The sequence below is a fragment of the Gilliamella sp. B3172 genome (assembly GCF_026536465.1).
Classification (GTDB): Bacteria; Pseudomonadota; Gammaproteobacteria; order Enterobacterales; family Orbaceae; genus Gilliamella.
The window spans coordinates 231,586-255,670 of sequence record NZ_JAFNOA010000002.1; the positions used below are offsets into that span (position 1 = coordinate 231,586).

The window sequence follows — 24,085 nt, forward strand, 5'->3', positions numbered from 1 at the left end:
GTTGATTAATTTGATAGGAATTAACATGCACATCTAGGCTTAGGTTTGCTTTACTTTTCTATCGAAAATGGCAGACTTATAGTCATAAAGCTCCATAATGCAGAATTGAAGCTTATACAGTTAGTTATGGCATAGGTTGTAGCTAAGGATAGCAAAACTGCATTTTTTTAAACAAAAAAGAGGTTTTAATATGTCGGACATGCAAATGAATGATATCGATCCAGTCGAAACGCAAGATTGGCTGAAAAGTATTGAGTCAATTATACGTGAAGAAGGCGTCGAACGTGCGCAATATATTATTGAACAAATAGTCAACAAAGCAAGAGATGGCGGCGTGCCATTACTTTTCGGCTCTTCAACCAGTAACTATATCAATACCATTCCTGTAGAAGAACAACCAGCATACCCAGGAGATTGGGAAATTGAAAGGCGCATTCGTTCAATTGTCCGTTGGAATGCCATTATGATGGTTCTTAGAGCATCGAAAAAAGATTTAGAGCTTGGCGGACACATGGCATCATTCCAATCTGCGGCGACTTTCTATGAAGTCTGTTTTAACCATTTTTTCCGTGCTCGTAACGACAAAGACGGTGGGGATTTAATCTATTTCCAAGGCCATATCTCACCGGGTATCTACTCACGTGCTTTCATTGAAGGGCGCCTAACGGAAGAGCAGCTTGACAATTTCCGTCAAGAAGTGCACGGTAAAGGATTATCATCTTATCCTCATCCAAAATTAATGCCTGAATTCTGGCAATTCCCGACCGTATCAATGGGATTAGGTCCAATTAGTGCAATCTATCAAGCACGTTTCTTAAAATACTTAAATCATCGTGGTTTAAAAGATACTACTGAACAAACTGTCTATGCCTTCTTAGGTGACGGTGAAATGGACGAGCCGGAATCAAAAGGCGCAATCACCGTTGCAACACGTGAAAAATTAGACAACTTAGTATTTGTGGTTAACTGTAATTTACAACGTTTGGACGGTCCTGTTACCGGTAATGGTAAAATTATCAATGAACTCGAAGGCGTCTTTGCCGGTGCGGGTTGGAATGTGATTAAAGTGCTTTGGGGCGATCGCTGGGATAAATTATTACAAAAAGATACTTCAGGTAAATTAATCCGCTTAATGAACGAAACCCTAGACGGTGATTATCAAACATTAAAATCAAAAGACGGTGCTTACGTCCGTGAACACTTCTTTGGCAAATATCCGGAAACAGCCGAATTAGTTAAAGACATGAGCGATGAAGAGATCTTCCGCCTCAATCGTGGTGGTCAAGACCCGGCTAAAATGTTTGCTGCATTTGCAAGAGCTAAAGAGACTAAAGATCGTCCGACTGTCATTTTAGCTCACACCATTAAAGGCTACGGTATGGGTGAAGCGGCAGAAGCGAAAAACATCGCTCACCAAGTGAAAAAAATGAATATGGACGGCGTGCGTCATGTTCGTGATTTCTTCAACATTCCGGTTACCGATGAAGCCCTTGAAAAACTACCTTACATTAAATTTGAAGAACATACACCGGAATATAAATATATTCATGAACGCCGTGATGCATTACATGGCTATGTACCTTCAAGATTAACCAAATTCACCGGCAGTGTATCGATTCCGCCATTAAGCGAATTTGCTTCACTACTTGAAGCGCAATCTAAAGAGATCTCAACGACGATTGCTTTTGTGCGTGCATTAAATATCATGCTTAAAGATAAAGATCTAGCGCCTCGTTTAGTGCCAATTCTTGCCGATGAAGCACGTACCTTTGGTATGGAAGGTTTATTCCGTCAAATTGGTATTTACAACCCTCACGGTCAGCAATACACCCCACAAGACAGAGAGCAAGTGGCTTACTATCGTGAAGATGAAAAAGGTCAAATTCTGCAAGAAGGGATCAATGAATGTGGTGCAACCGCTTCATGGTTGGCAGCGGCAACTTCATACAGTACTAACGACTTACCAATGATTCCATTTTATATCTACTACTCAATGTTTGGTTTCCAACGAGTCGGCGATTTAATGTGGGCAGCGGGTGATCAGCAAGCACGTGGCTTTATGATCGGTGGTACATCTGGTCGCACAACGTTAAATGGTGAAGGTTTACAACACCAAGACGGTCACAGCCATATCCAAGCATTAACCATTCCAAATTGTATCGCTTACGATCCGGCTTATGCTTATGAAGTTGCTGTTATTATGCAAGACGGTTTACGTCGTATGTATGGTGAGCAAGAAAATGTCTACTATTACATCACCACACTAAACGAAAACTATGCACAACCTGCTATGCCGGAAGGAGCTGAAGAAGGTATCTGCCGTGGTATCTACAAACTTGATACCGTAGAAGGGCAAAAAGGTAAACCAACTGTACAGTTATTAGGTTCAGGTTCGATTTTACGTCATGTACGAGAAGCGGCTGATATCTTAGCGAAGAACTATGGTATTACTTCAGAAGTCTACAGCGTCACATCATTTACTGAACTTGCACGAGACGGTCAAGATTGTGAACGTTACAATATGTTACACCCTAGCGAAACACCAAAAGTGCCTTATGTTGCACAAATTATGAATAATAATCCAGCTGTGGTTTCTACAGATTATATGAAACTTTATGCCGAGCAAATACGTGGATTTGTCCCTGCTGAAAGCTACCGAGTACTAGGTACCGACGGCTTTGGACGCAGTGATAGTCGTGAAAACTTACGTCATCATTTTGAAGTTGATGCATCTTATGTTGTGGTTGCAGCATTGGGTGAACTTGCTAAACGTGGTGATATTGAAACAAGTGTTGTTGAAGAAGCGATCAAAAAGTTTGAGATCAATGCCGACAAACTTAACCCACGTAACGCATAAGAGGTAACAATAATGAGTATAGAAATAAAATTACCTGATATTGGTAGTGATGAAGTTGAAGTCACGGAAATTTTAGTTAAAGTCGGCGATCGGGTTGAAGTTGATCAGTCGTTATTAACCGTTGAAGGTGATAAAGCATCAATGGAAATTCCTGCGCCACAGGCCGGGATCGTCAAATCAATCATCGTTAAAGTGGGCGACAAAGTTAAAACTGGCGTCAATATCATGGTATTTGACGAAGAGGGCGCTAACGCAGCGTCCGCCAGCACTGAAACCAAAGCCACTGATGCGCCCGCTACAACACCGGCTGCCCCGGCAAACAGCGCAGCGACAGCTAGCAAAGTGGTTGATGTCACTGTACCTGATATCGGTGGTGATGAAGTTGAAGTAACTGAAATTTTAGTCAAAATCGGTGATAGTGTTGCCGTTGATGACTCGCTAATTACTGTTGAAGGCGATAAAGCGTCAATGGAAGTACCGGCAACAATAGCTGGTATTGTGAAAAATATTACAGTCAAAGTGGGTGACAAAGTCAAAACCGGCTCTAAAATCATGGAGTTTGAAGTCACAGCCACAGCGGCACCGGCAAGCCCAGCGACAACAACAGCGCCAGCACCTGCGGCAAAAACTGATGTGGCACCGGTTGCGGTAGCCAGCGCTCCGGCAACGACGGCACCTGCGGTTAAAACGGCTGATGACTTTGTTGAAAATGACGCTTATGCTCACGCCACGCCGTCTGTGCGTCGCTTAGCACGTGAATTTGGCGTGAATTTAGCAAAAGTACCACCGACAGGCCCTAAACATCGTATTTTACGTGAAGATATTCAAGCTTACGTTAAAAATGCTGTTAAACAAGTGGAAACCGGCGCAGCTTCCGGCGCATTACCGGGCTTACTGCCATGGCCTAAGGTTGATTTCAGCAAATTTGGCGAAGTGGAAAGCTTACCGCTAACCAAAATTCAGAAAGTTTCTGGGGCAAACCTACACCGAAATTGGGTGATGATCCCGCATGTGACTGAGTTTGATGAAACCGATATCACTGATCTTGAAGCATTCCGTAAGCAACAAAACGCCGAAGCGGACAAAAAGAAACTTGATGTTAAAATCACTCCGTTAGTGTTTATTATGAAAGCGGTCGCTAGTGCCTTAACGGCTTATCCACGCTTTAACAGCTCACTATCGGAAGATGCGCAAACGCTCATCATTAAAAAATACATCAATATTGGTGTTGCGGTAGATACGCCAAATGGTTTAGTCGTACCGGTATTTAAAGACGTCAACAAAAAAGGCATTATCGAACTATCACGTGAACTGGCTGAAGTATCGAAAAAAGCCCGTGAAGGTAAGTTAACCGGCGCAGATATGCAAGGGGGATGCTTCACCATTTCAAGCCTTGGCGGTATTGGTACTACCTCATTTACACCAATTGTCAATGCGCCTGAAGTCGGTATTTTAGGGGTATCACGCTCAAGTATGAAACCGGTATGGAATGGAAAAGAATTCACACCACGCTTAATGTTACCTTTATCACTATCATTCGATCATCGAGTGATTGACGGGGCAGATGGTGCACGCTTCTTAAGCCATATTGCTAACGTATTATCCGACTTACGTCGTTTAGTGATGTAAAGGAGGCAATCATATATGAGTCAAGAAGTTAAAACCCAACTTGTGGTATTAGGTGCAGGGCCAGCGGGATACTCCGCAGCCTTCCGAGCAGCCGATTTAGGATTAGACGTCACTTTAGTTGAACGCTATTCAACCTTAGGTGGCGTGTGTTTGAATGTGGGCTGTATTCCGTCAAAAGCTTTACTTCATGTGGCAAAAGTGATGGATGAAGCTAAATCCTTAACCGCTCATGGCATCCACTTTGGCACGCCAAAACTTGAACTTGATAAAGTGCGTGAATGGAAAGAAAAAGTCATCAATCAATTGACAAATGGCCTTGCCGGCATGGCAAAAATGCGCAAAGTCAATGTGATTCAAGGTGAAGCGCAATTTACCGGTAGCCATACTATGGATATCACATCAGCAAAAGGCATTACTAAACTTACGTTTGACAATGCGATTATTGCTGCTGGATCGCGTCCTATCACACTACCGTTTATACCGCACGATGACCCAAGAATATGGGATTCAACCGATGCGCTGGCGTTAACCACCATTCCGAAAAAATTATTGTTAATGGGTGGCGGAATTATCGGTCTGGAAATGGGCACGGTATACCATGCGCTAGGTTCTGAAGTGGACGTGGTTGAAATGTTTGATCAAGTCATTCCGGCAGCCGACAAAGATGTGGTAAAAGTCTTCACAAAACAGATTCAGAAGAAGTTTACCTTAAGATTAGAAACCAAAGTCACATCCGTTGAAGCAAAACATGATGCAATTTACGTCACCATGGAGAAAAAAGACGGCACAAGCGAAACACATACTTATGATGCCGTATTAGTGGCAATTGGTCGCACACCAAACGGAAAATTGATTGGCGCCGAAAAAGCTGGGGTCAATGTTACCGACCGTGGCTTTATTGAAGTCGACAAACAGATGCGCACCAATGTACCGCACATTTATGCTATTGGCGATGTGGTAGGTCAACCAATGCTTGCCCATAAAGGTGTTCACGAAGGACACGTTGCAGCCGAAGTGATAGCCGGTAAAAAACACTACTTCGATCCAAAAACTATCCCGTCGATTGCTTACACCGAGCCGGAAGTGGCATGGGTTGGATTAACCGAAAAAGAAGCCATTGCTAAGGGAATCGATTATGAAGTAGCGATCTTCCCATGGGCAGCATCCGGACGAGCAATTGCCTCAGATTGTTCAGAAGGGATGACCAAACTGATCTTCAACAAATCAGACAATCGCCTATTAGGCGGAGCGGTTGTTGGCGCAAATGGCGGAGAACTACTGGGTGAAATCACCCTAGCGGTTGAAATGGGTTGTGATGCAGAAGATATAGCCCTAACCATCCATGCCCACCCAACCTTACACGAATCGATAGGCTTAGCGGCAGAAATCTACGAAGGAACTGTAACCGACCTTCCTAATGCCAAAGCAGTGAAAAAATAGTCACGATTCACCAAAAAAAACAAGCCGTCAATAACCTTGACGGCTTTCCCCCCCACAAAACCCAACACCACAGCCAATTTTGACAAGAACTTTCAGAAAATGCCTGTGTTTTAGTATAAAAATAACTGTTTAAGATATTTTCAAAAATATCGAAAATCCACATTGCTATCTTTAATAATAACTTAAAAGTCACACGAAATCTTGACAAGAACTTTCAGAAAAACCCTACGTTTCAGTATAAAACCAAAAGTTTAAGAAATTTTTAAAATATCTCCAAACCCATACCATTACCTCTCTCAAAAGCAAACAAGTGCACCAACCCGCACCTTCACAAAGCGCCGACAACTGAGCGAGGTTAGCACGCCAAACAAGGATGTTTGGCGAGGCGCTGTTTTGTCCGGAACAAATCAGCGCCGGTGCGTTAAGACCGAACGAAGGCGGAGGTCAGTCGAAGACCGCTTTGGGTGGTGCTGCGAGGGGGTTATTAGGGGGATTTCGCAAAAAATCCCCCTAATTCGGACGCTGACAGCGTATTGAAAATATCAACCAATTAACAGCGTCCGAAACCTGCATACCAAAAAACCGAAACTTTCAACGAAAGTAAAATCTTGTCAAGAAGTTTCAGAAAATATAGGTGTTTAAGTAAAAATACAAACCATTGCCAAAAACTTTCATAAAACACCTACGTTTCAGTATAAAAACAAAAGTTTAAGAAATTTTTAAAATATCTCCAAACCCAAATCGTTACTTTTCCCAAAAGCTAAAACATGCACCAACCCGCACCTTCACAAAGCGCCGACAACAGAGCGAGGTTAGCACGCCAAACAAGGATGTTTGGCGAGGCGCTGCTTTGTCCGGAACAAATCAGCGCCGGTGCGTTAAGACCGAACGAAGGCGGAGGGCAGTCGAAGACCGCTTTGGGTGGTGCTGCGAGGGGGTTATTAGGGGGATTTCGCAAAAAATCCCCCTAATTCGGACGCTGACACCGAAATGAAAATGCCAACCAATTAACAGCGTCCGAAACCTGCATACCAAAAACTCGCAACTTTCAACGAAAGTAAAACCTCGTCAAGAAGTTTCAGAAAATATAGGTGTTTAAGTAAAAACACAAACCATTGTCAAGAACTTTCAGAAAACACCTACGTTTTAGTATAAAAATAACTGTTCATGATATTTTCAAATATATCGAAAAATTCACATTGCTACCTATAATAATAACTTAAAAGTCATAGGAAACCTTGACAAGAACTTTCAGAAAAACCCTACGTTTCAGTATAAAAACAAAAGTTTAAGAAATTTTTAAAATATCTCCAAACCCAAATCGTTACTTTTCCCAAAAGCTAAAACATGCACCAACCCGCACCTTCACAAAGCGCCGACAACTGAGAGAGGTTAGCACGCCAAACAGGGATGTTTGGCGAGGCGCTGCTTTGTCCGGAACAAATCAGCGCCGGTGCGTTAAGACCGAACGAAGGCGGAGGGCAGTCGAAGACCGCTTTGGGTGGTGCTGCGAGGGGGTTATTAGGGGGATTTCGCAAAAAATCCCCCTAATTCGGACGCAGGCACCGGAATGAAAAAACCAACCAATTAATAGCGTCCGAAACCTGCATACCAAAAACTCGAAACTTTCAACGAAAGTAAAACCTTGTCAAGAAGTTTCAGAAAATATAGGTGTTTAAGCAAAAAACACAAATTCTTGTCAAGATCCTTCTGAAAACACCTTTATTTAAGTATAAAAACAAAATTTTAAGATATTTTCAAAATATCCCCATTATCCACAAGGAACTTAAAAAATCCCCAACACCACCCCAACAGTGGTAATCGCCGTTAAAATAAGAATAACTTTCGTTGCGCTAAGCTGTTTTGCCGACACCAACCACCAAGCAATAAGCACCATTGACAGCGGTAATATTTTCGGGAAGATATCATCAAGCACACTTTGCAATGATCGCATCGACTCACCCATGGGGATTTCCAGCGTAGAGTTAAGTACAATATTGCCGGCGGCCAGCCCGCCTACCACCATAATGCCAAGAATATTAAAGGCATCGGTAATGCGTTTAACATTATCCCCGATAATATTATCGATCGCATTAACGCCTAGCTTATACCCATAAAAGAAACTTAAATAAGAGATAAGCGGACCTAAAATCCCATAAGCGAGAATATAAAATAGAGGTCCAATCGGATTGCCATTTGCTGCCATACCCATAGCAATCGATAATAAAATTGGCACAATAATGCCTTGAATAAGCGAATCACCGATACCCGCTAATGGCCCCATAAGGGTGGCTTTGATATTGACCGGTAGCTCTTCGGGGACATTTTTGCCTAAGGCTATCTCTTCTTCCATAGAAGCGACAATACCATTAATGATCTGCCCGGTTTGCGGTTCGGTGTTATAAAACATTGAATGCCGAATATATAACCGGCGTTTCGCTTCCGGATCGTCTTTGTAATATTTTTCAGCAAAGGGAATATAAGAAAACGCCCAGGCATGCGCCTGTAACTTTTCATAACTCATTGAGGATAAATGGGTAAATCCCCAACGGTACCAAATTTGGCGTAACTCTTTTTTTGTCAATCTTGATTGATTGTTAATGACTTTATCCATTAGTACAACTCCTATTAGAACAGATCATCATCTTCAAATATGTCTGAATTTGTATCATTTGCTGGGTTATTATTGGCAACCGCTGGCTTGTTGGTTGCCATGTAATACAGGTAAGCGACCAAAGCGGAAATAAACACCAATGCGATCATGCTTAAGCCTGCAAACGCCAGTAACACAAAACCGGCAAAGAAGAAAATTAACTGAATTTTAGATTTAATGACGATATTCATCAGCATCGCAATGCCCAGCGCCGGCAATACGCCACCTAAAACTGAGATGATTTTGGTGATAACTTCCGGTACATGACTTAATAACCAGTCAACTAAACCCGAACCGTAAAAAATAGCTAAAAATATCGGCACGGCTCGAATCAAAAAGGTGGTAATTTGCGGATAGATAAGATGATTTAGCACAATACCTCGAGGATTATTGTTTTGTGCTGCTTGTTGCGCTTTGTTGTTCCAAAACGAATAAAGCGCCATGCGGGTATTATAAAATATCAAACCAAAAGTCTGTCCGATAAGTACCGATAATGTGACGGCAACCGCCGGCTCTTTCGTGGTGGCTAACGCTAAACCAATACCGCCATAAGCGGCGTAGGTAATTTCACTGTTGGTGGCGCCGCCGGTGGATAGATTGGCAATAAACACCGCCTGCACCGCTAAGCCACACGCCACACCAGATTGAATATCCCCAAAGGCAAAGCCAACAAGTAAGCCGGCAACCAGTGGTCTACCTACCGCATAAAAGCCACCGGACATCCCAAAGAGCCATGGGGATTCAATGGCGCCTAAGTAGCAAAAAATGGCGGTCAGTAGGGCAGGAATAAAAAGTATCGTTTCCATGATGTTTTCCTCTTAAATAGATCCTCATAAGGTGTCATATCGTTTTTTCATCACCGACCAGCTTTTCGGTTCGTCATCTGGTAACAGTTGAAATTCGAGCGTGATACCTTGACTTTCCAGATAGTCAAAAGCTTGGTAGTCATTTTGATCAATAGCAACCGTTCGACCGAGTACCTTAGCGCCGGCTCGAGTATTCATACAGCCAATATTGAGTGTGGGATTGAGTTTTGCACCTGCTTTAAGGAGTTTTTCAAACGTTTGCGGCGAATCGCTGATTAGAAAAAAATTTTTCGTTGATTCCATGCCTTGCTGAATCTTATCAACCCCTTGGGCGACGGTATAAATACCAATTTTCAAATTACCGGCAGCGGCTTTTAATACCCTTTTGCGTAACTCATCGGCGGCAATATTGTCACCGACAACCAGTATGCCGTCGACCGGTCTCACTTTAGTCCAACGCGTCATAATTTGACCATGAATAACACGATCATCGACTCGGGTTAATGTAATTGTCATCGCTGTTAACTCCTATCTGATTACCTATTAAAAATCTAAACAGTCATCACTATCGATTGCCGTTTTAGCTAGTGTCACCGCACTTTGTGCTACCTCAACAATCGATTGAACTGCCGCTTGAATATCGCTAGCCTCTTCTAACGCTGTCCCTGCCTGAATCAACATCGGTAAATTCAAACCGGCAATAAGAAACACCCGATCCGGATGAGCTAATGCATAACGTAACGTTTCGTTATAGGGCGTACCGCCTACGATGTCACTTAAAACGATAACCCCATTTTGCTCCGTTAATAATTGGTCTAGGGTTTGCGTTAATCTTGCCGAAAAACCACCAATGCCGGATTCATCGAGTTTGACCGCAATAAAACTGGCGCTATCGCCCGCTATCATTTGGTAGCTGGATAAAATCCCTTCGCACAAATTTCCGTGTGACGTGACTACTATCTTCATTATCGTTCCTCCATTGATTGTACGATCGGTATAAATATATATTTACATATTGAATTTAGCATAACAAATAGATTATGTTTTATTTGTTTGATTTTGGGATGTTTATCACAAATTGGTGGCAATATTGATTGACAAAAGGAAGATTATTTCTAATATATGTATTTACATATTAGGATTGAAGGATCATAAAAAACATGAAAAAATATTCTTTAGCGCAGTTAAGCCGATTAATCGATCACACCAATTTAAAAGCCGATGCCACACCAACAATGATGGAAAAACTTTGCCTTGAAGCAAAAAACTATCATTTTAAAATGGTGGCAATTAATCAAGTACAGTCAAAGCTTTGTGCCAGTTTGTTGCAGGGCAGTGATGTCGGTATTGGGGCGGCAATTGCTTTTCCTTTGGGGCAAACGACAATTGAAGCAAAATGTTTTGAAACCCAAAATGCCATTGATAATGGAGCTACCGAAATTGACTATGTGATTAATCTTACCCAATTGAAAATCGGTAATTTAGCTTATATTGAAGATGAAATGTCGCAAATTGTAGCGATTTGTCGCAAACATCAAGTTATTTCAAAAGTGATTTTTGAAAATTGCTACTTAACCGATGCCGAGAAAATTGCCCTGTGCCAGATTGCGGTTAAAGTAAAACCGGATTTTATTAAAACCTCAACCGGTTTTGCCCCAACCGGTGCAACGGTTGAAGATGTGAAACTGATGAAACAGCATGTCGGGGATACCGTCAAAGTAAAAGCTGCCGGTGGAATTCGGGATGCCAATACGTTTATTAAAATGCTGGAGGCTGGGGCGGAGCGAATTGGTACCAGTTCCGGCATCGCCATTATTGAAGCGATCAAACAAACATTGCTTGACAGTCATCAACAAACGATTGATGTGCAGTGCATGAAGTAAGCCATAGCAAAATATCCTTGATCACCAGTCGGTCAAGGATATTTGGTTTTCATTGATATACTCACTAGACTAATGTGTGATAGCGAATAAAGCAGTACGCCTTTTTTGGTTGTGGTTTAATGATTTAATTCAAAAATAAAAGAGTTAATATCGCCCCGATATTTGGAAATTGAATATTCAATTGCCAGTCGTTCTTGGCTGAAGGCGGTTGAGTGAAAATAAAAAATCGGATCGCCTTCTTCAATATCTAACAAGTCACTGGTGGTTTCATCGGCTTTAATAACCTCTAATTTACGGCGAATTTGCAATATCGGGTAGTTCATCTTTTCCAATGCGCTATAAAGCTTTTCTTGGGTGAAATCGTGATCAAGAAAATTGGGTAACCGTGCAACCGGTAAATAGGTGGTAACGAGCACAATTGGTTTATTTTCGGCATAACGCAGGCGGACGAGTTTATAAACCTCATCGTTTTCATCAATTTGCAAATTGGTTGCGATTTCGCAAGTGGCTTTGTCTATTTTGAAGGTTAGCACTTGTGTTTTGGGTTGTAAGCCTTTGCGATTCATTTCAGAATCATAACTTTCAATAATATGAGTAAATTCTTGATTTATCTTCTGTTGCTTAACGATTGTGCCTCGTCGTTTTCGTCGTTCTAAATAGCCTTCATTAACTAAGTGTTGAATTGCTTGCCGGACAGTCGGGCGGCTGACTTGATAAATATCGGTTAGCTCACACTCTTTGGGAATTAATTGCCCTTGAGGATATTGACCTGACTGTATTTTTTTTAATAAATCTTGTTGAATAATCAGATGACGTGGCGTTTTATTAATAGGATTCATAATGATAGCGTCGGATAAATTATATAACGACATATTAATCGAAAGCTTAATTTATGTAAATTAAATCTACAATAGCCTTTAGAAAGTTAAGCTAGTTTTTTACCACAAACGATTTATTAGCAAACTATTTTGGGCTTAACTTTCACATCATATAAGCAATTTAATTGGTTTATAACTAATAAGATTAATTAAACGCTTTGGCTAAGATGCCTTCTCCTTGATAAGTATATTGTTGAGCTTGATAGGCAATAAATGCACTTTCACCTTTTGCTAGCGTGATAGTGTCAGATGCCGTTGATAAGCTGACTACGCCATGCAAACACAATAGGATTTGTGGCGAGCTGACTTCATCTTCTCGTGTTTGATTGTCACTTTGGATAATTTCAAACTTAAAATCTTCAACCGGAACGGGGTAATCAATCTTATTTTGATTGATTACCGGTTGTATCAATAATTGATCGGCTTGAGCGCTGACAAAACTGGTATTGTTGATTAATTCGGTAATATCAATATGTTTATGGGTTAATCCCGCCCTTAATACATTATCTGAATTCGCCATTAATTCCAGCCCGGTGCCACTGAGGTAAGCATGCGGTGTTTGTGCTGCTAAAAACATCGCTTGTCCCGGTTTGAGTTCAATAATATTGAGCAATAATGGCATGATAATTCCGATATCGCCCGGAAAATCTTTCGCCAGTTGTTTTATGGTGATAAAAGGCTCTTTAATCAATGGTGTTATGCTAGACAGTAACTCGCTTATCACGGTTTGCTTATTATCACCAGCAAGGGTAAGCAAAAATTGGAAAAAACATTTTAGCTGCTCGGGGCAGGGGTTGTTTTTCAATTGAGCCACTTGCTCACTTAAAGACGGCAGAGCGAGTTGCTCAAACAGCGCCACTATTTGCGCAATCGGTCGAAATGAACGCATCGCTTTAAACGGGGTTAAGGCATAAATTAACTCCGGTTTATGATTGGCATCTTTGTAGTTGCGATTAGGTGAATTGAGGGCGATACCGAATTGGTTCTCTTTTTCAAACCCTAATTTAGCGCTGGCTTGTGTTGGATGCACTTGAATCGATAGTGCTTTGCTTGCCGAGAGAATTTTAAATAAGAAGGGCAGACCGGCAAAGGTTTTAAACGTTGTTTCACCCAGTGTCGCAAGTGGTGAGTTTTCGATGAGTTTATCGAGCTTGATAGGCTGATGCGCTTTGTCGATAGCTATCGAGCTTCCCAACGGGTGATCTCCCATCCAGACTTCTGCCATGGGTTTATCGGTAGGATTTTTGATGCCAAATAGTTTGGTTATCGCATCCTTACTACCCCAATCGTAATATTTAATCGTATTTTCCAGTTTCCATATTGTTCTATCCATATTTTCATCCCGCTTTAAGTTGCCTAGTGATGTCAATATTGTCTAATTTAACCAGACTGCTTTAACTATACGCTTGCCAGAAAACTATGCAACTGTTATTAAAATAAGCCAATTTATTGCATTATGTCTGCATAAATCGGCTTATTTTATTTAAGCTTGATTTAGCTTAGTTAGAAGAAATATTTAAATCTGACTCGTGCCCCGTAGCGGTCATCGGTGTTGTCACCATGCGATTTACTTCTGTCTAATATTGACCAGTAAGTCCCTAAATACAGGTTGAAGTTGTCCATGTCTAACACATTATCAATCAAATAAGAGGCATTGACGGTGTGGATCTTATATTTGCCTTTATTGTTGATATGACCGTCTTTGATATGGTTTTCCGGATTGAATTTTTTGATATCGTTATTGGCAAAATAGTAGCCAAGCCCCAGTTTTTCCCAAACGATATCGGTGCCGATTGTCATATCTTTTTCATCCTGGGCGTTCATATAGGCAAAGCTGGTATTGATTTTAAGCCCTTTATTAGCGGCATCCCAATCACCTTCACTGTTCCATGAAATGGTTGCGCCATATCCTGTTCGTTTCGACTGATCGTGAAACTTGCCTTCACTGTCGTGATAACCATAAGCATTTTTAACGATATTGGTTTCGGCGGCTATTGCCGTTGAAAAATGGTCATTTTTCCACGACAAAACCGGGCGCAAGTAGACAACGTTTTTCTTTTTATCGATCTGATAACCATGATACGTTGATTTGTTAAACATCTTCTCGCCATTGTTAACTAACGTGTTTAATTGAAAATTAAAGTTATCGAGAAACGGTTTATTTAACGCAATACTGCCGCCATTTTTACTGCGTCCTCGTCCCTCTTTCATCATGTATATGTAACCAAAGCCGTCTTCATATAAATCATTGGCGGTATTACCCGAATACTCCAAAAAGGTATCTTGCCCAAGCGGGAACATATCATAAGCTTCAAAGCGGCCGATTTTGATATTCCACTCATTTTTTTGCCCAAAATAGAAAGCCGCATCATCCAGATTCATATCGCCACCCAGATCGGCAAGTGGCTGAACAACAAAGCCGGCAAAGTTTTTATCGTTAATTTCACGGTAACCGTCTAAGCCGATTAAGATACGTCCATTGATATCCCAATGATCTTTATCAGACGGTTTATTCTTTTTATCGGCGGTCTCTTTTAACGAGCTTAGCTGTTGTTTACTGCTGGCGGCATCAACATTAATCTCAACATCGCCATATAATTTTAGTTGCCCTTGTGGGGTATCCCACTCGATTGCGGCATTTGCCATTGAACTTATACCAATTAAGCTAATCATGACTATTTTTTTCATAAAACCCACTCCCTAATAGCGAAAATATTCAATCTGTCACAAGTGATGTATGCGATAACATTTTTTACTTGATTAAGCACGTATTATTAGTGGTAATGATACAATTAAATAAGAAATGATATCGTTTACATTTTTGATGTTATAGGTCGTAGCGGTTTTTGCAAACTGTAAAGATTCATTTCTGTGACACGTGTAACATTTTTAGTGAAATGATTTATCCTCGATATACTTTGCTGGTCTTTTAAGCCGTTAATGCGAAAGGGCGAGAATAATTTGCAAGGAAGTAGAAACTGTATTTTATAGGCGATTAAGTATATAATGCCGGGCAAATTTAATTAATCATCACCAAAAATAGATATATTTATGAAATCATCCATTATCAGTAAGTTGGAGACTCTACAAGAGCGTTATGAAGAAGTTCAAGCGTTATTGTCAGATGCCGCTGTTATTGCAGATCAAAACCGTTTTCGCACCCTTTCAAAAGAGTATGCTCAATTATCCGGCGTGGTGAAGTGCTTTGCTAGCTGGAAACAGACACAAGAAAATATTGAAACGGCTAAAATGATGCTATCTGATCCTGAAATGAGTGAAATGGCACAAGAAGAGCTGGATGAAGCATTGGGTCAAGTTGAGCAACAAGAAAAAGAGTTGCAAGTTCTGCTATTACCAAAAGATCCGAATGACGATTACAACTGTTTTGTTGAAGTCAGAGCAGGTACCGGCGGCGATGAGGCGGCCATTTTTGCCGGCGATTTAGCCCGTATGTATACCCGTTATGCAGAATCACGTAACTGGCGAGTTGAAATTATGAGCGCTAGCGAAGGCGAACATGGTGGCTATAAAGAAGTGATTATGCTGGTCAGCGGTGACGGTGTTTATGGTAATTTAAAATTTGAATCCGGCGGGCATCGTGTGCAACGTGTGCCGGAAACTGAATCACAAGGGCGTATTCACACCTCCGCTTGTACCGTTGCGGTTTTGCCGGAGATTCCGGAAGCTGAAATGCCAGAAATCAATCCGGCTGATTTAAAAATCGATACCTACCGTTCATCCGGTGCCGGTGGTCAGCATGTTAATACCACCGATTCAGCGATACGTATTACCCATATTCCAACCGGTATTGTGGTGGAGTGTCAAGATGAGCGCTCACAGCATAAGAACAAAGCCAAAGCGATGTCAGTGTTAGCGGCGCGTATTCAAGATGCTGAAACTCGTAAACGCCAGCAAGAAGAAGCCTCAACTCGACGTAACTTATTAGGGTCGGGTGATCGCTCAGATCGCATTCGAACTTACAACTATCCGCAAGGTCGGGTGACCGATCATCGTATCAACTTAACAATTTATCGTTTAGATGAAGTCATGGAAGGTAAGTTAGAAATGTTAATCGATCCAATTGTTCAAGAGTATCAAGCTGATCAATTGGCTGCTTTATCGGAACAGGATGAATGACCTATTTACAATGGCTTAAATCTGCTTCTCAATCGTTAACCGATAGTGACAGCCCAAAGCGGGATGCCGAGATTTTATTGAGTTTTGTGACTCACAAAACCCGAACATTTTTAATGGCCTTTAGTGAAACCTTGCTGTCAGATGAGGAGCTTATCGCTTTAGACGGTTACTTAAAACGGCGTCAAGTTGGTGAGCCAATCGCTTATATTACCGGTGAAAAAGAGTTCTGGTCTTTAAAATTTAATGTGTCAAATTCGACCTTAATACCCCGACCAGATACCGAAAAATTAGTTGAGCTTAGTTTAGACTATTTGCCTAAAGTGCCTTGCGAAGTGTTAGATCTTGGCACTGGCACCGGAGCCATTGCTATTGCGATGGCAACTGAACGCCCGGACTGCCTGTTTACTGCGATTGAAAAGAATAAAGATGCACTGCTTTTAGCGCAAAAAAATGCCAGTCAGATAGGTGTTAACAACGTCTATTTTTTACACGGTGATTGGTATAAACCGATAAAGAATCGCAAATTTTCGATGATTATCAGTAACCCACCGTATATCGAACCGACCGATATTCATTTATCACAAGGGGACGTGCGCTATGAGCCTAGAAGTGCATTAGTTTCAGAAGATGACGGGCTGGCGGATATTAAAGTGATTGTGCATGGGGCAACTAAACATTTAAATCAATATGGCTGGTTGCTAATAGAGCATGGCTGGAAACAAGGCCTTGCAGTGCAAACAATCTTTAAACAACACGGATTTCAATTAGTCGAAACCTTCACCGACTATAGTGGCAATGACAGAGTCACGCTCGGTCGCTGGTTTAAACCTTAAACAGGAAATATTTTTATGATGAAGCAAAAAAAAGTCAAAGTCGGTGATATTACCGTTGCCAATGATTTACCCTTTGTGCTATTTGGTGGCATGAATGTTTTAGAATCACGTGATTTAGCTATGAAAGTTTGTGAGCACTATGTCACTGTGACTGAAAAACTCGATATCCCGTATATTTTCAAAGCTTCTTTTGATAAAGCCAATCGCTCATCTGTCCACTCCTATCGTGGACCGGGTTTAGAAGAGGGAATGAAAATTTTTCAGGAACTCAAACAGCAGTTTGGGGTGAGAATTATTACTGATGTGCATACCGAGCAGCAGTGCCAGCCCGTTGCCGATGTAGTTGATGTTATTCAGCTACCCGCTTTTTTAGCCCGCCAAACCGATCTCGTGGTTGCCATGGCGAAAACCGGCGCAGTGATTAATGTTAAAAAACCGCAATTTGTTAGCCCGGGACAAATGGGTAATATTGTTGAAAAATTTGAAGAAGCCGGCAACGATCAAGTTATTCTTTGCGATCGTGGTAGTTGCTTCGGTTATGATAATCTGGTGGTGGATATGCTAGGTTTTAACGTGATGAAAAAAGTCAGTCACGGTTCACCGGTTATCTTTGATGTAACCCATGCTTTACAATGCCGTGACCCAATGGGCGCCGCATCCGGTGGACGTCGAGGACAAGTCACCGAACTGGCACGTGCAGGTATGGCCGTTGGTATTGCCGGATTGTTTTTAGAGTCGCACCCTGATCCTGCTCATGCAAAATGTGACGGTCCGTCGGCACTACCGTTGGATAAGCTTGAATCTTTCTTAATTCAGATGAAAGCAATTGATGAGCTGGTCAAAAGTTTTGATGAGATTGATACTGAAAATTAATCGCCTTTATTGCCTTTGTTGGTATCAATTAAAAAGTTTATATTTTACGTTTAACTTTCTATAATCTTCAATATTTTAAGAGAAACCTTATCCGTTTCTCTTTTTTTTGTGCCTTTTTGCTCAATTTCAGTCAGTACCTCTTCTACTTTTGCTAATTGTTAGTCGATTTTATCCTCCACGCGATTTAAAACCTGAAAATATCAAAAAAAGAGCTATTCCTTAAATAAAAACACGGATTTCTTATTTTTTATTCCGAAAAAAGTTAAGATATTAATCGAGTAAATAGCAAAAAAAATGGCTATTTTGGTGATGAAGATCACGATTTAAGAACATTTAATTTGCTAACTAAAATATGTTTATGCATTATTAAATAGCATTTTATAGGCAATTATTTAAAATTTTGATAAGAACTTGGTGATACATAATTGTTAAAAGGTGCGATGAAATAGGACTATTTAATTAATTTTTTTAAATAAAATGATTTTTTACTAATTGAGATAAATCGTTACAATTTGCTCAATTATACATGAAATAAAGTCATCTTAAGGAAGCCGATATGAATTTACCTAAACCTTTGTTAACACGCCGTTCATTAAATCGTATAACCAAGCTGATTTTATCCATTTCTCTCTTAACCAGTGTTGTGCCTGCGCAAGCTGCCGACAACAGTTCATTTATTGATGATTCTTCGCTTTCGGGTAATATCTTTTTCTGGAATCGAGATCGAGAACGAAAAGATGTTATTAAACATAAATATGAAAGCAATATTCGTCAATCTACCTTTAATGCTAATTTAGATTTTCGCTCAGGATATATTGCCGATATGTTTGCCATTGAGCTGGGCGGATATGGCGCTTGGGAAGTAAGCAATGGTGGTAATGGTCATCCAAATGAAATTGGTTTTAGTGGTGCACGTACTCGCTGGGATGAGGATTGGAAAAAAGATGTCAGTGGGGTGAGCTTTTATAAAGCACAAGTCAATTTTAAACAAGATGAACACTTTTGGCTAAAAGCCGGTTTTATTCAGCCGTCCGGTCAAACATTATTAGCCCCTCACTGGAGTTTATTACCCGGTACTTACCGCGGTTTTGAATTAGGTACTACTCTCGATTTTGATCAAGCCGGCGCCTTATCGATGTCTTATATGTGGTCAGATAGATATAAAGCACCATGGTATAAACGTCTTTATGAATTTAAACAATGGGGCAAAGGCAAGAAGATTGATTATCTACATTCTGCCGGTTTGAAATACGACTTTAAAAATGATTTAGTGTTAGAAACCGCCTTTGGTCAAGCCAAAAATTATATGAATCAATATTTTGGTAAAGTGTCTTATAAAACCGATGTGCTGGATAATCCGTTAACCATGAGCTATCAATTTTATGGAGCAAAAGACCAGTCTCATAAAGGTGATAATGTTTACGACGGCTTAGCATGGTTACAAGCGGCAACATTAGGTTATCAAGTCGGACCTGTTGGTTTACGCCTTGAAGGGGTAGCGGTTAAGGCTGAAGGTAAACAAGGCTTCTTTTTACAACGTATGACGCCGGATTATGCTTCTTCAAACGGTCGTTTAGATGTGTGGTGGAATTCACGATCTGACTTCAATGCGAATGGGGAAAAAGCCCTATTTGCTGAAGTGACTTACGATTTAGGTGATCTGTCATCTTATTTAGCCGGTTGGAAAACCGGGGCATCTTATGCCTATGGTTGGGATGCTAAACCCAATTCGACCGAAAAAAACCAAAAACGACGCTTAATTGAGTCGGCTTATAACTTCGATTTAGGTTACACCGTACAAAATGGCTTAGCAAAAGATGTGTCAATGCAATTGCATTACACTAAGTATAATAATCACTCAAATAGTATACCTAGCTGGGGAGGTGGCTATGGCAATATCTTCCAGGATGAGCGAGATATTAAATTCATTGTTACTGTTCCATTCACCATTTTCAATGCTAAACAAAAATAGGTAAATATTATGAAAAAGTTTAAAACAGCCATATTAGCAATGTCGATAACATCGTTATTAAGCTTAGGTGCTTCACAATCGGCATTGGCATCGGAACAAATTGTCGATGCAATTAGTTCACAACTTGATGTTAATTTTAAAGTTGTTGATAATTTTGTTGGGCAACATGGTGTGGATTGTGCGGCTTTAGGTGCCGATTGGGCATCGTGTTTTAAAGCCAACATCTCTTTAACCAATACCGGTTCGGAAATTAAAGATAAAGACTGGGCAATCTATTTCAGTAGCATTCGTATGATTCTTGCGGTTGATAATGAGCAGTTTAAAATTACGCATCTAACCGGTGATCTTCACAAAATCGAACCGACCGAAAAATTTACCGGTTTTCCGGCTAAAAGTAGCATTGATATTCCTATCATTGGCGAGTATTGGCAATTAAGCCAATCAGATGTCATCCCTCGTTGGTATGTGACATCAACCGATGCCACGCCAAAAGTTATCGGTAATACTAACACTGAAAACTTGGCGGATTTTGTGTCACCGATTGGTGAGCAGTGGAAGCGCACGCCTGATGATCACAATATTTTAATGACGCCAGTCACTCGGTTTGAGCGTAATGCCGATATTAAACCGCTTGATGAAAAAGCATTGCGTGGGCAAATTATTCCAACGCCTTTACATCTTACCCTTGCTGAAAAAGATATCACGCTGGATAAAAATGGCATTCATCTTCAATTAAAAGGACTTAATGACGCCAGCTTATCAGTTTTAAATCAGCAGTTTGATAACTTAGGCATCGCATTAACCGATAAAGGTTATAAGATTGTTGCAAATATTGATGCGAGCAAATTTAAAAATGGGGTATCGGGTGCTTATCAACTCAATATTGACGATAAGCAAGCGACCATTACTGCCTTTGATGAGCGAGGAATTTTTTACGCCGTAGAATCGATCTTATCGTTGATTCCGGTCACCGAAAAGCCAACCATTGCTATGGTAAAAATCGAAGATTCTCCACGTTTTGATTATCGGGGCATTATGTTAGACACCGGACGTAACTTTAAAACAAAGCAAGCGGTGCTAAGGTTACTCGATCAAATGGCGAGTTATAAGTTAAATAAATTCCATTTTCACCTTAGTGACGATGAAGGTTGGCGAATTGAGATCCCGGGACTTCCGGAATTGACCGATGTTGGTAGTAAGCGTTGTCACGATCTGAGTGAAACAAAATGTTTATTACCACAATTAGGATCGGGGCCTGATAGTGATAATTTAGGTAGTGGCTACTTTAGTCGCAGTGATTATATTGAAATTGTCAAATATGCTAAAGATCGCTTTATTGATGTCATCCCCGAAATTGATATGCCGGCACATGCCAGAGCGGCAATTATGTCTATGGAAGCACGTTATCAACGCCTCATGGCAGAAGGTAAACAAGCAGAAGCTAATGAGTTTCGTTTAGTTGATCCTACCGATGATTCAAATACGACAACGGTACAATTTTACGATCGAAAAAGTTATCTAAATCCTTGCTTAGATTCATCTAAACGTTTTGTCGATAAAGTGATTACTGAAATTGCAAAAATGCATAACGAAGCCGGGCAACCACTCACCGTTTGGCATTTTGGTGGCGATGAGGCGAAAAACATTCGTTTAGGTAATGGCTATCAAGACCTCCATGCTGCGACCAAAGTTGAGGGTAAAGGGTTAGTTGATCAAAGCGTTGAAGATCATCCTTGGGCAAAATCGCAAGCTTGTCAAACACTGGTTAAACAAGGGGTGATTAAAGATATTGAGTATCTACCTAGCTATTTTGCAATTCAAGCCAGTAAGATTATCAAAGACCATGGCATCAATCACATGCAGGCATGGCAAGACGGCGTAAAACATGCCGATAATGCTAAAGCGTTTGCTGTCGATAAAGTAACAGTTAACTTTTGGGATGCGCTCTATTGGGGAGGATATGATTCAGCCAGTGAATGGACAAACAAAGGCTATCAGATGATTATCTCAAATCCGGATTATGTTTATCTTGATTTCCCGTATGAAGTCAATCCCCAAGAGAGTGGCTATTATTGGGGTACCCGTTTTAATGATGAACGCAAAATGTTTAGCTTTGCGCCAAATAATTTACCGCAAAACGCCGAAACCTCAACCGATCGTGACGGTAATGTATTTAGCGCCAAAGGTACTTTGAATTGGACAGGCAGTTATGGCTTGTCAGCACAGTTATGGAGTGAAATTGTTCGCACGGATGCGCAAATGGAATACATGATGTACCCTAGACTGTTAGCAGTAGCGGAACGAGCTTGGCATAAAGCCGATTGGGAAACGGATTATCAAAAAGATCGTGAATATGAACAAGGAAAAACGCACTATGTAGACCAACAAAAGTTACTTGATGACTGGACTCGTTTTGCTAATGTAGTTGGGCAAAAAGCGTTATCTAAACTCGATCTTGCTGCAATTGATTATCGCTTACCACTACCCGGTGCAAAAGTTGAAAATGGCCAGCTAACCGCTAACATTGTTTTCCCGGGTTTGCATATTCAATACTCTAACGATGACGGCAAAACCTGGCACCGTTACACTACGCCGGTGGCAATTAATAAGGGAGAGACAATTGTTGTTCGCAGTGTTTCGCCAAATCAAAAAAGAACAAGTCGGGTAGAACAAGTGAAATAATCCATTAAATACTCAATTCTTATCCGTTAATCAAACGGATAAGAATTTGTTTGGATTAAATAAAATTAGTTGAGTTGTTTTGATTTAATCAAAGGGGCTGATAACTGCCGATAGGAATTAGTGCAGTGTTTCTTCTTCAAATATGTCATCAAATATCTCATCACTGCCGTCTTCAAAATAAGTTCCCCACCCGTCATAATGTACGCCAAATTGATTTGCCAAAGTAACAATTTGTTCAATCTGCGCATTAATTAATTTAGCATCTAGTGGACATTCGGCAACAATATCAAAGCCAATAATCGCATTGCCTGCATCATCAATATCTTCATCCGGGTCGGTTGCTTCATAGCCTAGTTTGTAGGCTTCAACTGCAACTTTTTCAAGTTTATCAAAATGTTGTGATGAGATATGGTGTTCAATAATATAAAGCGCATGAGGATCGCTACCGTCTTGTAATAGGTTTTCAATAATTTCCAGAGTATTTTGTTGAGCAAGAAGAATTTGATCTTTCATAATTTACCTTTTAGTGGTCACGCAAATTGTGTGGTATATTACACGTTTAAAAATTATTTTCGAGAAAAAAGTGTGATCGTCGATTTACATTCTCATACTACCGCATCAGACGGTATTTTAACACCGAGTGAGCTTGTCAAAAGAGCGGCTGAAAACAAGATCGATCTTTTAGCCATTACCGATCATGATACGGTCAAAGGCTTGCCCGAGGCAAGAGCGACGATTGAAAATGAACATTTACCGGTCAAATTAGTTTGTGGTGTTGAAATATCAACCGCATGGAAACATAACGAAATCCATATTGTGGGTCTAAATGTTGATATCGATAATCCACAGTTATTAGCGTTACTATCATCACAAGAGCAAGGGCGGATTAGCCGAGCGCATGCAATTAGCGAGAAGTTGGCTAAAGTTAGTATTGAAAACGCTTACCAACAAGCGCAACAATTTGCTAAAGGGGATATTGTATCACGAGCACATTTTGCCCGCTTTTTAGTGGCAAATGGTCATGTTAAAGATATTAAACGTGCATTCAAACGCTATTTAGGTAAAGGTGGTTATGCCTATGTGCCTGCGCAGTGGTGTAGTATTGCTCATGCCGTCGAAGCGATTCATACCGCAGGTGGGCAAGCCGTGTTAGCGCACCCGACTCGTTACGATTTAACGTTAACCAAATTAAAGTTATTAATTCAAGATTTTAAAGATTGTGGCGGTGATGCGCTTGAAGTTTCGCAAAGCCGACAAACGCAAGATGATTTACAACGTTTAGCTAAATTAGCCAATGAGTTTGAATTACTGGCTTCACAAGGCTCCGATTTTCATGATTTGGTTAATTATCTTGATTTGGGTAAAACAACACCATTACCCGATAGTATTACCCCGATATGGCATAATTGGGAAATTTAGTATCAAGTAGAAATGAAGCCGAT

21 protein-coding genes are annotated in these 24,085 nt (G+C 40.7%); 13 read left to right on the forward strand and 8 right to left on the reverse strand.

Annotated features, from left to right (window positions below; all coding sequences use genetic code 11):
* Positions 1-190: 190 nt before the first annotated feature.
* From aceE to J3U37_RS03800, 6 genes are all read left to right on the forward strand, one after another.
* Entirely contained in the window at positions 191-2,857 is a 2,667-nt protein-coding gene (aceE, locus tag J3U37_RS03775) for a pyruvate dehydrogenase (acetyl-transferring), homodimeric type (protein ID WP_220219308.1), read from the forward strand.
* Positions 2,858-2,869: 12 nt separating this feature from the next.
* Positions 2,870-4,486 (forward strand): pyruvate dehydrogenase complex dihydrolipoyllysine-residue acetyltransferase, encoded by a 1,617-nt coding sequence (gene aceF / locus J3U37_RS03780; RefSeq protein ID WP_220219309.1) that lies wholly within the window; start codon positions 2,870-2,872, stop codon positions 4,484-4,486.
* 15 nt (positions 4,487-4,501) lie between these two features.
* Entirely contained in the window at positions 4,502-5,926 is a 1,425-nt protein-coding gene (lpdA, locus tag J3U37_RS03785) for a dihydrolipoyl dehydrogenase (protein ID WP_220219310.1), read from the forward strand.
* A 373-nt stretch (positions 5,927-6,299) separates the two neighbouring features.
* Positions 6,300-6,440 (forward strand): hypothetical protein, encoded by a 141-nt coding sequence (locus J3U37_RS03790; protein WP_267373407.1) that lies wholly within the window; start codon positions 6,300-6,302, stop codon positions 6,438-6,440.
* Between the two features lie 253 nt (positions 6,441-6,693).
* Positions 6,694-6,897, forward strand: coding sequence for a hypothetical protein (locus tag J3U37_RS03795; protein WP_267373408.1), 204 nt, complete (start codon positions 6,694-6,696; stop codon positions 6,895-6,897).
* Positions 6,898-7,336: 439 nt separating this feature from the next.
* Positions 7,337-7,477 (forward strand): hypothetical protein, encoded by a 141-nt coding sequence (locus tag J3U37_RS03800; RefSeq protein WP_267373409.1) that lies wholly within the window; start codon positions 7,337-7,339, stop codon positions 7,475-7,477.
* Between the two features lie 235 nt (positions 7,478-7,712).
* Here J3U37_RS03800 and J3U37_RS03805 read toward each other — a convergent pair whose 3' ends face one another.
* From J3U37_RS03805 to J3U37_RS03820, 4 genes are read right to left on the reverse strand one after another with little or no spacing between them, the layout of a single operon-like run.
* Complete coding sequence (locus J3U37_RS03805; protein ID WP_267373410.1) at positions 7,713-8,540, reverse strand: PTS system mannose/fructose/sorbose family transporter subunit IID; 828 nt, start codon at positions 8,538-8,540, stop codon at positions 7,713-7,715.
* Positions 8,541-8,554: 14 nt separating this feature from the next.
* Positions 8,555-9,385, reverse strand: coding sequence for a PTS mannose/fructose/sorbose/N-acetylgalactosamine transporter subunit IIC (locus J3U37_RS03810; RefSeq protein ID WP_267373411.1), 831 nt, complete (start codon positions 9,383-9,385; stop codon positions 8,555-8,557).
* 24 nt (positions 9,386-9,409) lie between these two features.
* The gene (locus J3U37_RS03815) at positions 9,410-9,901 is read right to left on the reverse strand and encodes a PTS system mannose/fructose/N-acetylgalactosamine-transporter subunit IIB (protein ID WP_267335859.1); all 492 of its coding nucleotides are present in this window, start codon (positions 9,899-9,901) and stop codon (positions 9,410-9,412) included.
* 27 nt (positions 9,902-9,928) lie between these two features.
* On the reverse strand, positions 9,929-10,351 hold the full coding sequence (locus J3U37_RS03820) for a PTS sugar transporter subunit IIA (RefSeq protein ID WP_267373412.1): 423 nt from the start codon (positions 10,349-10,351) through the stop codon (positions 9,929-9,931).
* Positions 10,352-10,545: 194 nt separating this feature from the next.
* Here J3U37_RS03820 and deoC point away from each other — a divergent pair, with 194 nt between their 5' ends.
* On the forward strand, positions 10,546-11,268 hold the full coding sequence (deoC, locus tag J3U37_RS03825) for a deoxyribose-phosphate aldolase (protein WP_267335857.1): 723 nt from the start codon (positions 10,546-10,548) through the stop codon (positions 11,266-11,268).
* Between the two features lie 116 nt (positions 11,269-11,384).
* Here deoC and J3U37_RS03830 read toward each other — a convergent pair whose 3' ends face one another.
* The 3 genes from J3U37_RS03830 to J3U37_RS03840 form a co-directional block, all read right to left on the reverse strand.
* Positions 11,385-12,140 carry a GntR family transcriptional regulator gene (locus J3U37_RS03830; protein ID WP_220219321.1) on the reverse strand — a complete coding sequence of 252 codons (756 nt, stop codon included), beginning with the start codon at positions 12,138-12,140 and terminating at the stop codon, positions 11,385-11,387.
* A 151-nt stretch (positions 12,141-12,291) separates the two neighbouring features.
* Entirely contained in the window at positions 12,292-13,479 is a 1,188-nt protein-coding gene (gene manA, locus J3U37_RS03835) for a mannose-6-phosphate isomerase, class I (protein ID WP_267373413.1), read from the reverse strand.
* A gap of 170 nt (positions 13,480-13,649) precedes the next feature.
* A complete protein-coding gene (locus J3U37_RS03840) occupies positions 13,650-14,834 on the reverse strand; it encodes a carbohydrate porin (protein WP_267373414.1) in 1,185 nt (394 codons plus the stop codon).
* A gap of 363 nt (positions 14,835-15,197) precedes the next feature.
* Between J3U37_RS03840 and prfA the strand changes: the two genes are divergently transcribed.
* The 5 genes from prfA (at position 15,198) to J3U37_RS03865 (ending at position 22,643) form a co-directional block, all read left to right on the forward strand.
* A complete protein-coding gene (prfA, locus tag J3U37_RS03845) occupies positions 15,198-16,283 on the forward strand; it encodes a peptide chain release factor 1 (protein ID WP_220219324.1) in 1,086 nt (361 codons plus the stop codon).
* A complete protein-coding gene (gene prmC / locus J3U37_RS03850; protein ID WP_220219325.1) occupies positions 16,280-17,116 on the forward strand; it encodes a peptide chain release factor N(5)-glutamine methyltransferase in 837 nt (278 codons plus the stop codon). Before prfA ends, prmC begins: the two co-directional genes overlap by 4 nt.
* 18 nt (positions 17,117-17,134) lie before the next feature.
* A complete protein-coding gene (gene kdsA, locus J3U37_RS03855) occupies positions 17,135-17,989 on the forward strand; it encodes a 3-deoxy-8-phosphooctulonate synthase (RefSeq protein ID WP_305054793.1) in 855 nt (284 codons plus the stop codon).
* 556 nt (positions 17,990-18,545) lie between these two features.
* Positions 18,546-19,961, forward strand: a complete 1,416-nt coding sequence (locus J3U37_RS03860) for an OprD family outer membrane porin (RefSeq protein ID WP_220219327.1) — start codon at positions 18,546-18,548, stop codon at positions 19,959-19,961.
* A gap of 9 nt (positions 19,962-19,970) precedes the next feature.
* The gene (locus tag J3U37_RS03865) at positions 19,971-22,643 is read left to right on the forward strand and encodes a beta-N-acetylhexosaminidase (protein ID WP_267373415.1); all 2,673 of its coding nucleotides are present in this window, start codon (positions 19,971-19,973) and stop codon (positions 22,641-22,643) included.
* 117 nt (positions 22,644-22,760) lie between these two features.
* Here the strand turns inward: J3U37_RS03865 and rraB are convergent, their stop codons facing one another.
* Positions 22,761-23,156 carry a ribonuclease E inhibitor RraB gene (gene rraB, locus J3U37_RS03870; protein WP_220219329.1) on the reverse strand — a complete coding sequence of 132 codons (396 nt, stop codon included), beginning with the start codon at positions 23,154-23,156 and terminating at the stop codon, positions 22,761-22,763.
* A gap of 72 nt (positions 23,157-23,228) precedes the next feature.
* On the opposite strand from rraB, the gene rnm reads away from it, so the two are divergent.
* A complete protein-coding gene (gene rnm, locus J3U37_RS03875; RefSeq protein ID WP_267329689.1) occupies positions 23,229-24,062 on the forward strand; it encodes an RNase RNM in 834 nt (277 codons plus the stop codon).
* Positions 24,063-24,085: the final 23 nt, after the last annotated feature.

Coding starts and splice junctions, on each gene's coding strand:
- aceE (WP_220219308.1), top strand. CDS start 191: ATGTCGGACATGCAAATGAATGATATCGATCCAGTCGAAACGCAAGAT.
- aceF (WP_220219309.1), top strand. CDS start 2,870: ATGAGTATAGAAATAAAATTACCTGATATTGGTAGTGATGAAGTTGAA.
- lpdA (WP_220219310.1), top strand. CDS start 4,502: ATGAGTCAAGAAGTTAAAACCCAACTTGTGGTATTAGGTGCAGGGCCA.
- J3U37_RS03790 (WP_267373407.1), top strand. CDS start 6,300: ATGTTTGGCGAGGCGCTGTTTTGTCCGGAACAAATCAGCGCCGGTGCG.
- J3U37_RS03795 (WP_267373408.1), top strand. CDS start 6,694: ATGCACCAACCCGCACCTTCACAAAGCGCCGACAACAGAGCGAGGTTA.
- J3U37_RS03800 (WP_267373409.1), top strand. CDS start 7,337: ATGTTTGGCGAGGCGCTGCTTTGTCCGGAACAAATCAGCGCCGGTGCG.
- J3U37_RS03805 (WP_267373410.1), bottom strand. CDS start 8,540: ATGGATAAAGTCATTAACAATCAATCAAGATTGACAAAAAAAGAGTTA.
- J3U37_RS03810 (WP_267373411.1), bottom strand. CDS start 9,385: ATGGAAACGATACTTTTTATTCCTGCCCTACTGACCGCCATTTTTTGC.
- J3U37_RS03815 (WP_267335859.1), bottom strand. CDS start 9,901: ATGACAATTACATTAACCCGAGTCGATGATCGTGTTATTCATGGTCAA.
- J3U37_RS03820 (WP_267373412.1), bottom strand. CDS start 10,351: ATGAAGATAGTAGTCACGTCACACGGAAATTTGTGCGAAGGGATTTTA.
- deoC (WP_267335857.1), top strand. CDS start 10,546: ATGAAAAAATATTCTTTAGCGCAGTTAAGCCGATTAATCGATCACACC.
- J3U37_RS03830 (WP_220219321.1), bottom strand. CDS start 12,140: ATGTCGTTATATAATTTATCCGACGCTATCATTATGAATCCTATTAAT.
- manA (WP_267373413.1), bottom strand. CDS start 13,479: ATGGATAGAACAATATGGAAACTGGAAAATACGATTAAATATTACGAT.
- J3U37_RS03840 (WP_267373414.1), bottom strand. CDS start 14,834: ATGAAAAAAATAGTCATGATTAGCTTAATTGGTATAAGTTCAATGGCA.
- prfA (WP_220219324.1), top strand. CDS start 15,198: ATGAAATCATCCATTATCAGTAAGTTGGAGACTCTACAAGAGCGTTAT.
- prmC (WP_220219325.1), top strand. CDS start 16,280: ATGACCTATTTACAATGGCTTAAATCTGCTTCTCAATCGTTAACCGAT.
- kdsA (WP_305054793.1), top strand. CDS start 17,135: ATGAAGCAAAAAAAAGTCAAAGTCGGTGATATTACCGTTGCCAATGAT.
- J3U37_RS03860 (WP_220219327.1), top strand. CDS start 18,546: ATGAATTTACCTAAACCTTTGTTAACACGCCGTTCATTAAATCGTATA.
- J3U37_RS03865 (WP_267373415.1), top strand. CDS start 19,971: ATGAAAAAGTTTAAAACAGCCATATTAGCAATGTCGATAACATCGTTA.
- rraB (WP_220219329.1), bottom strand. CDS start 23,156: ATGAAAGATCAAATTCTTCTTGCTCAACAAAATACTCTGGAAATTATT.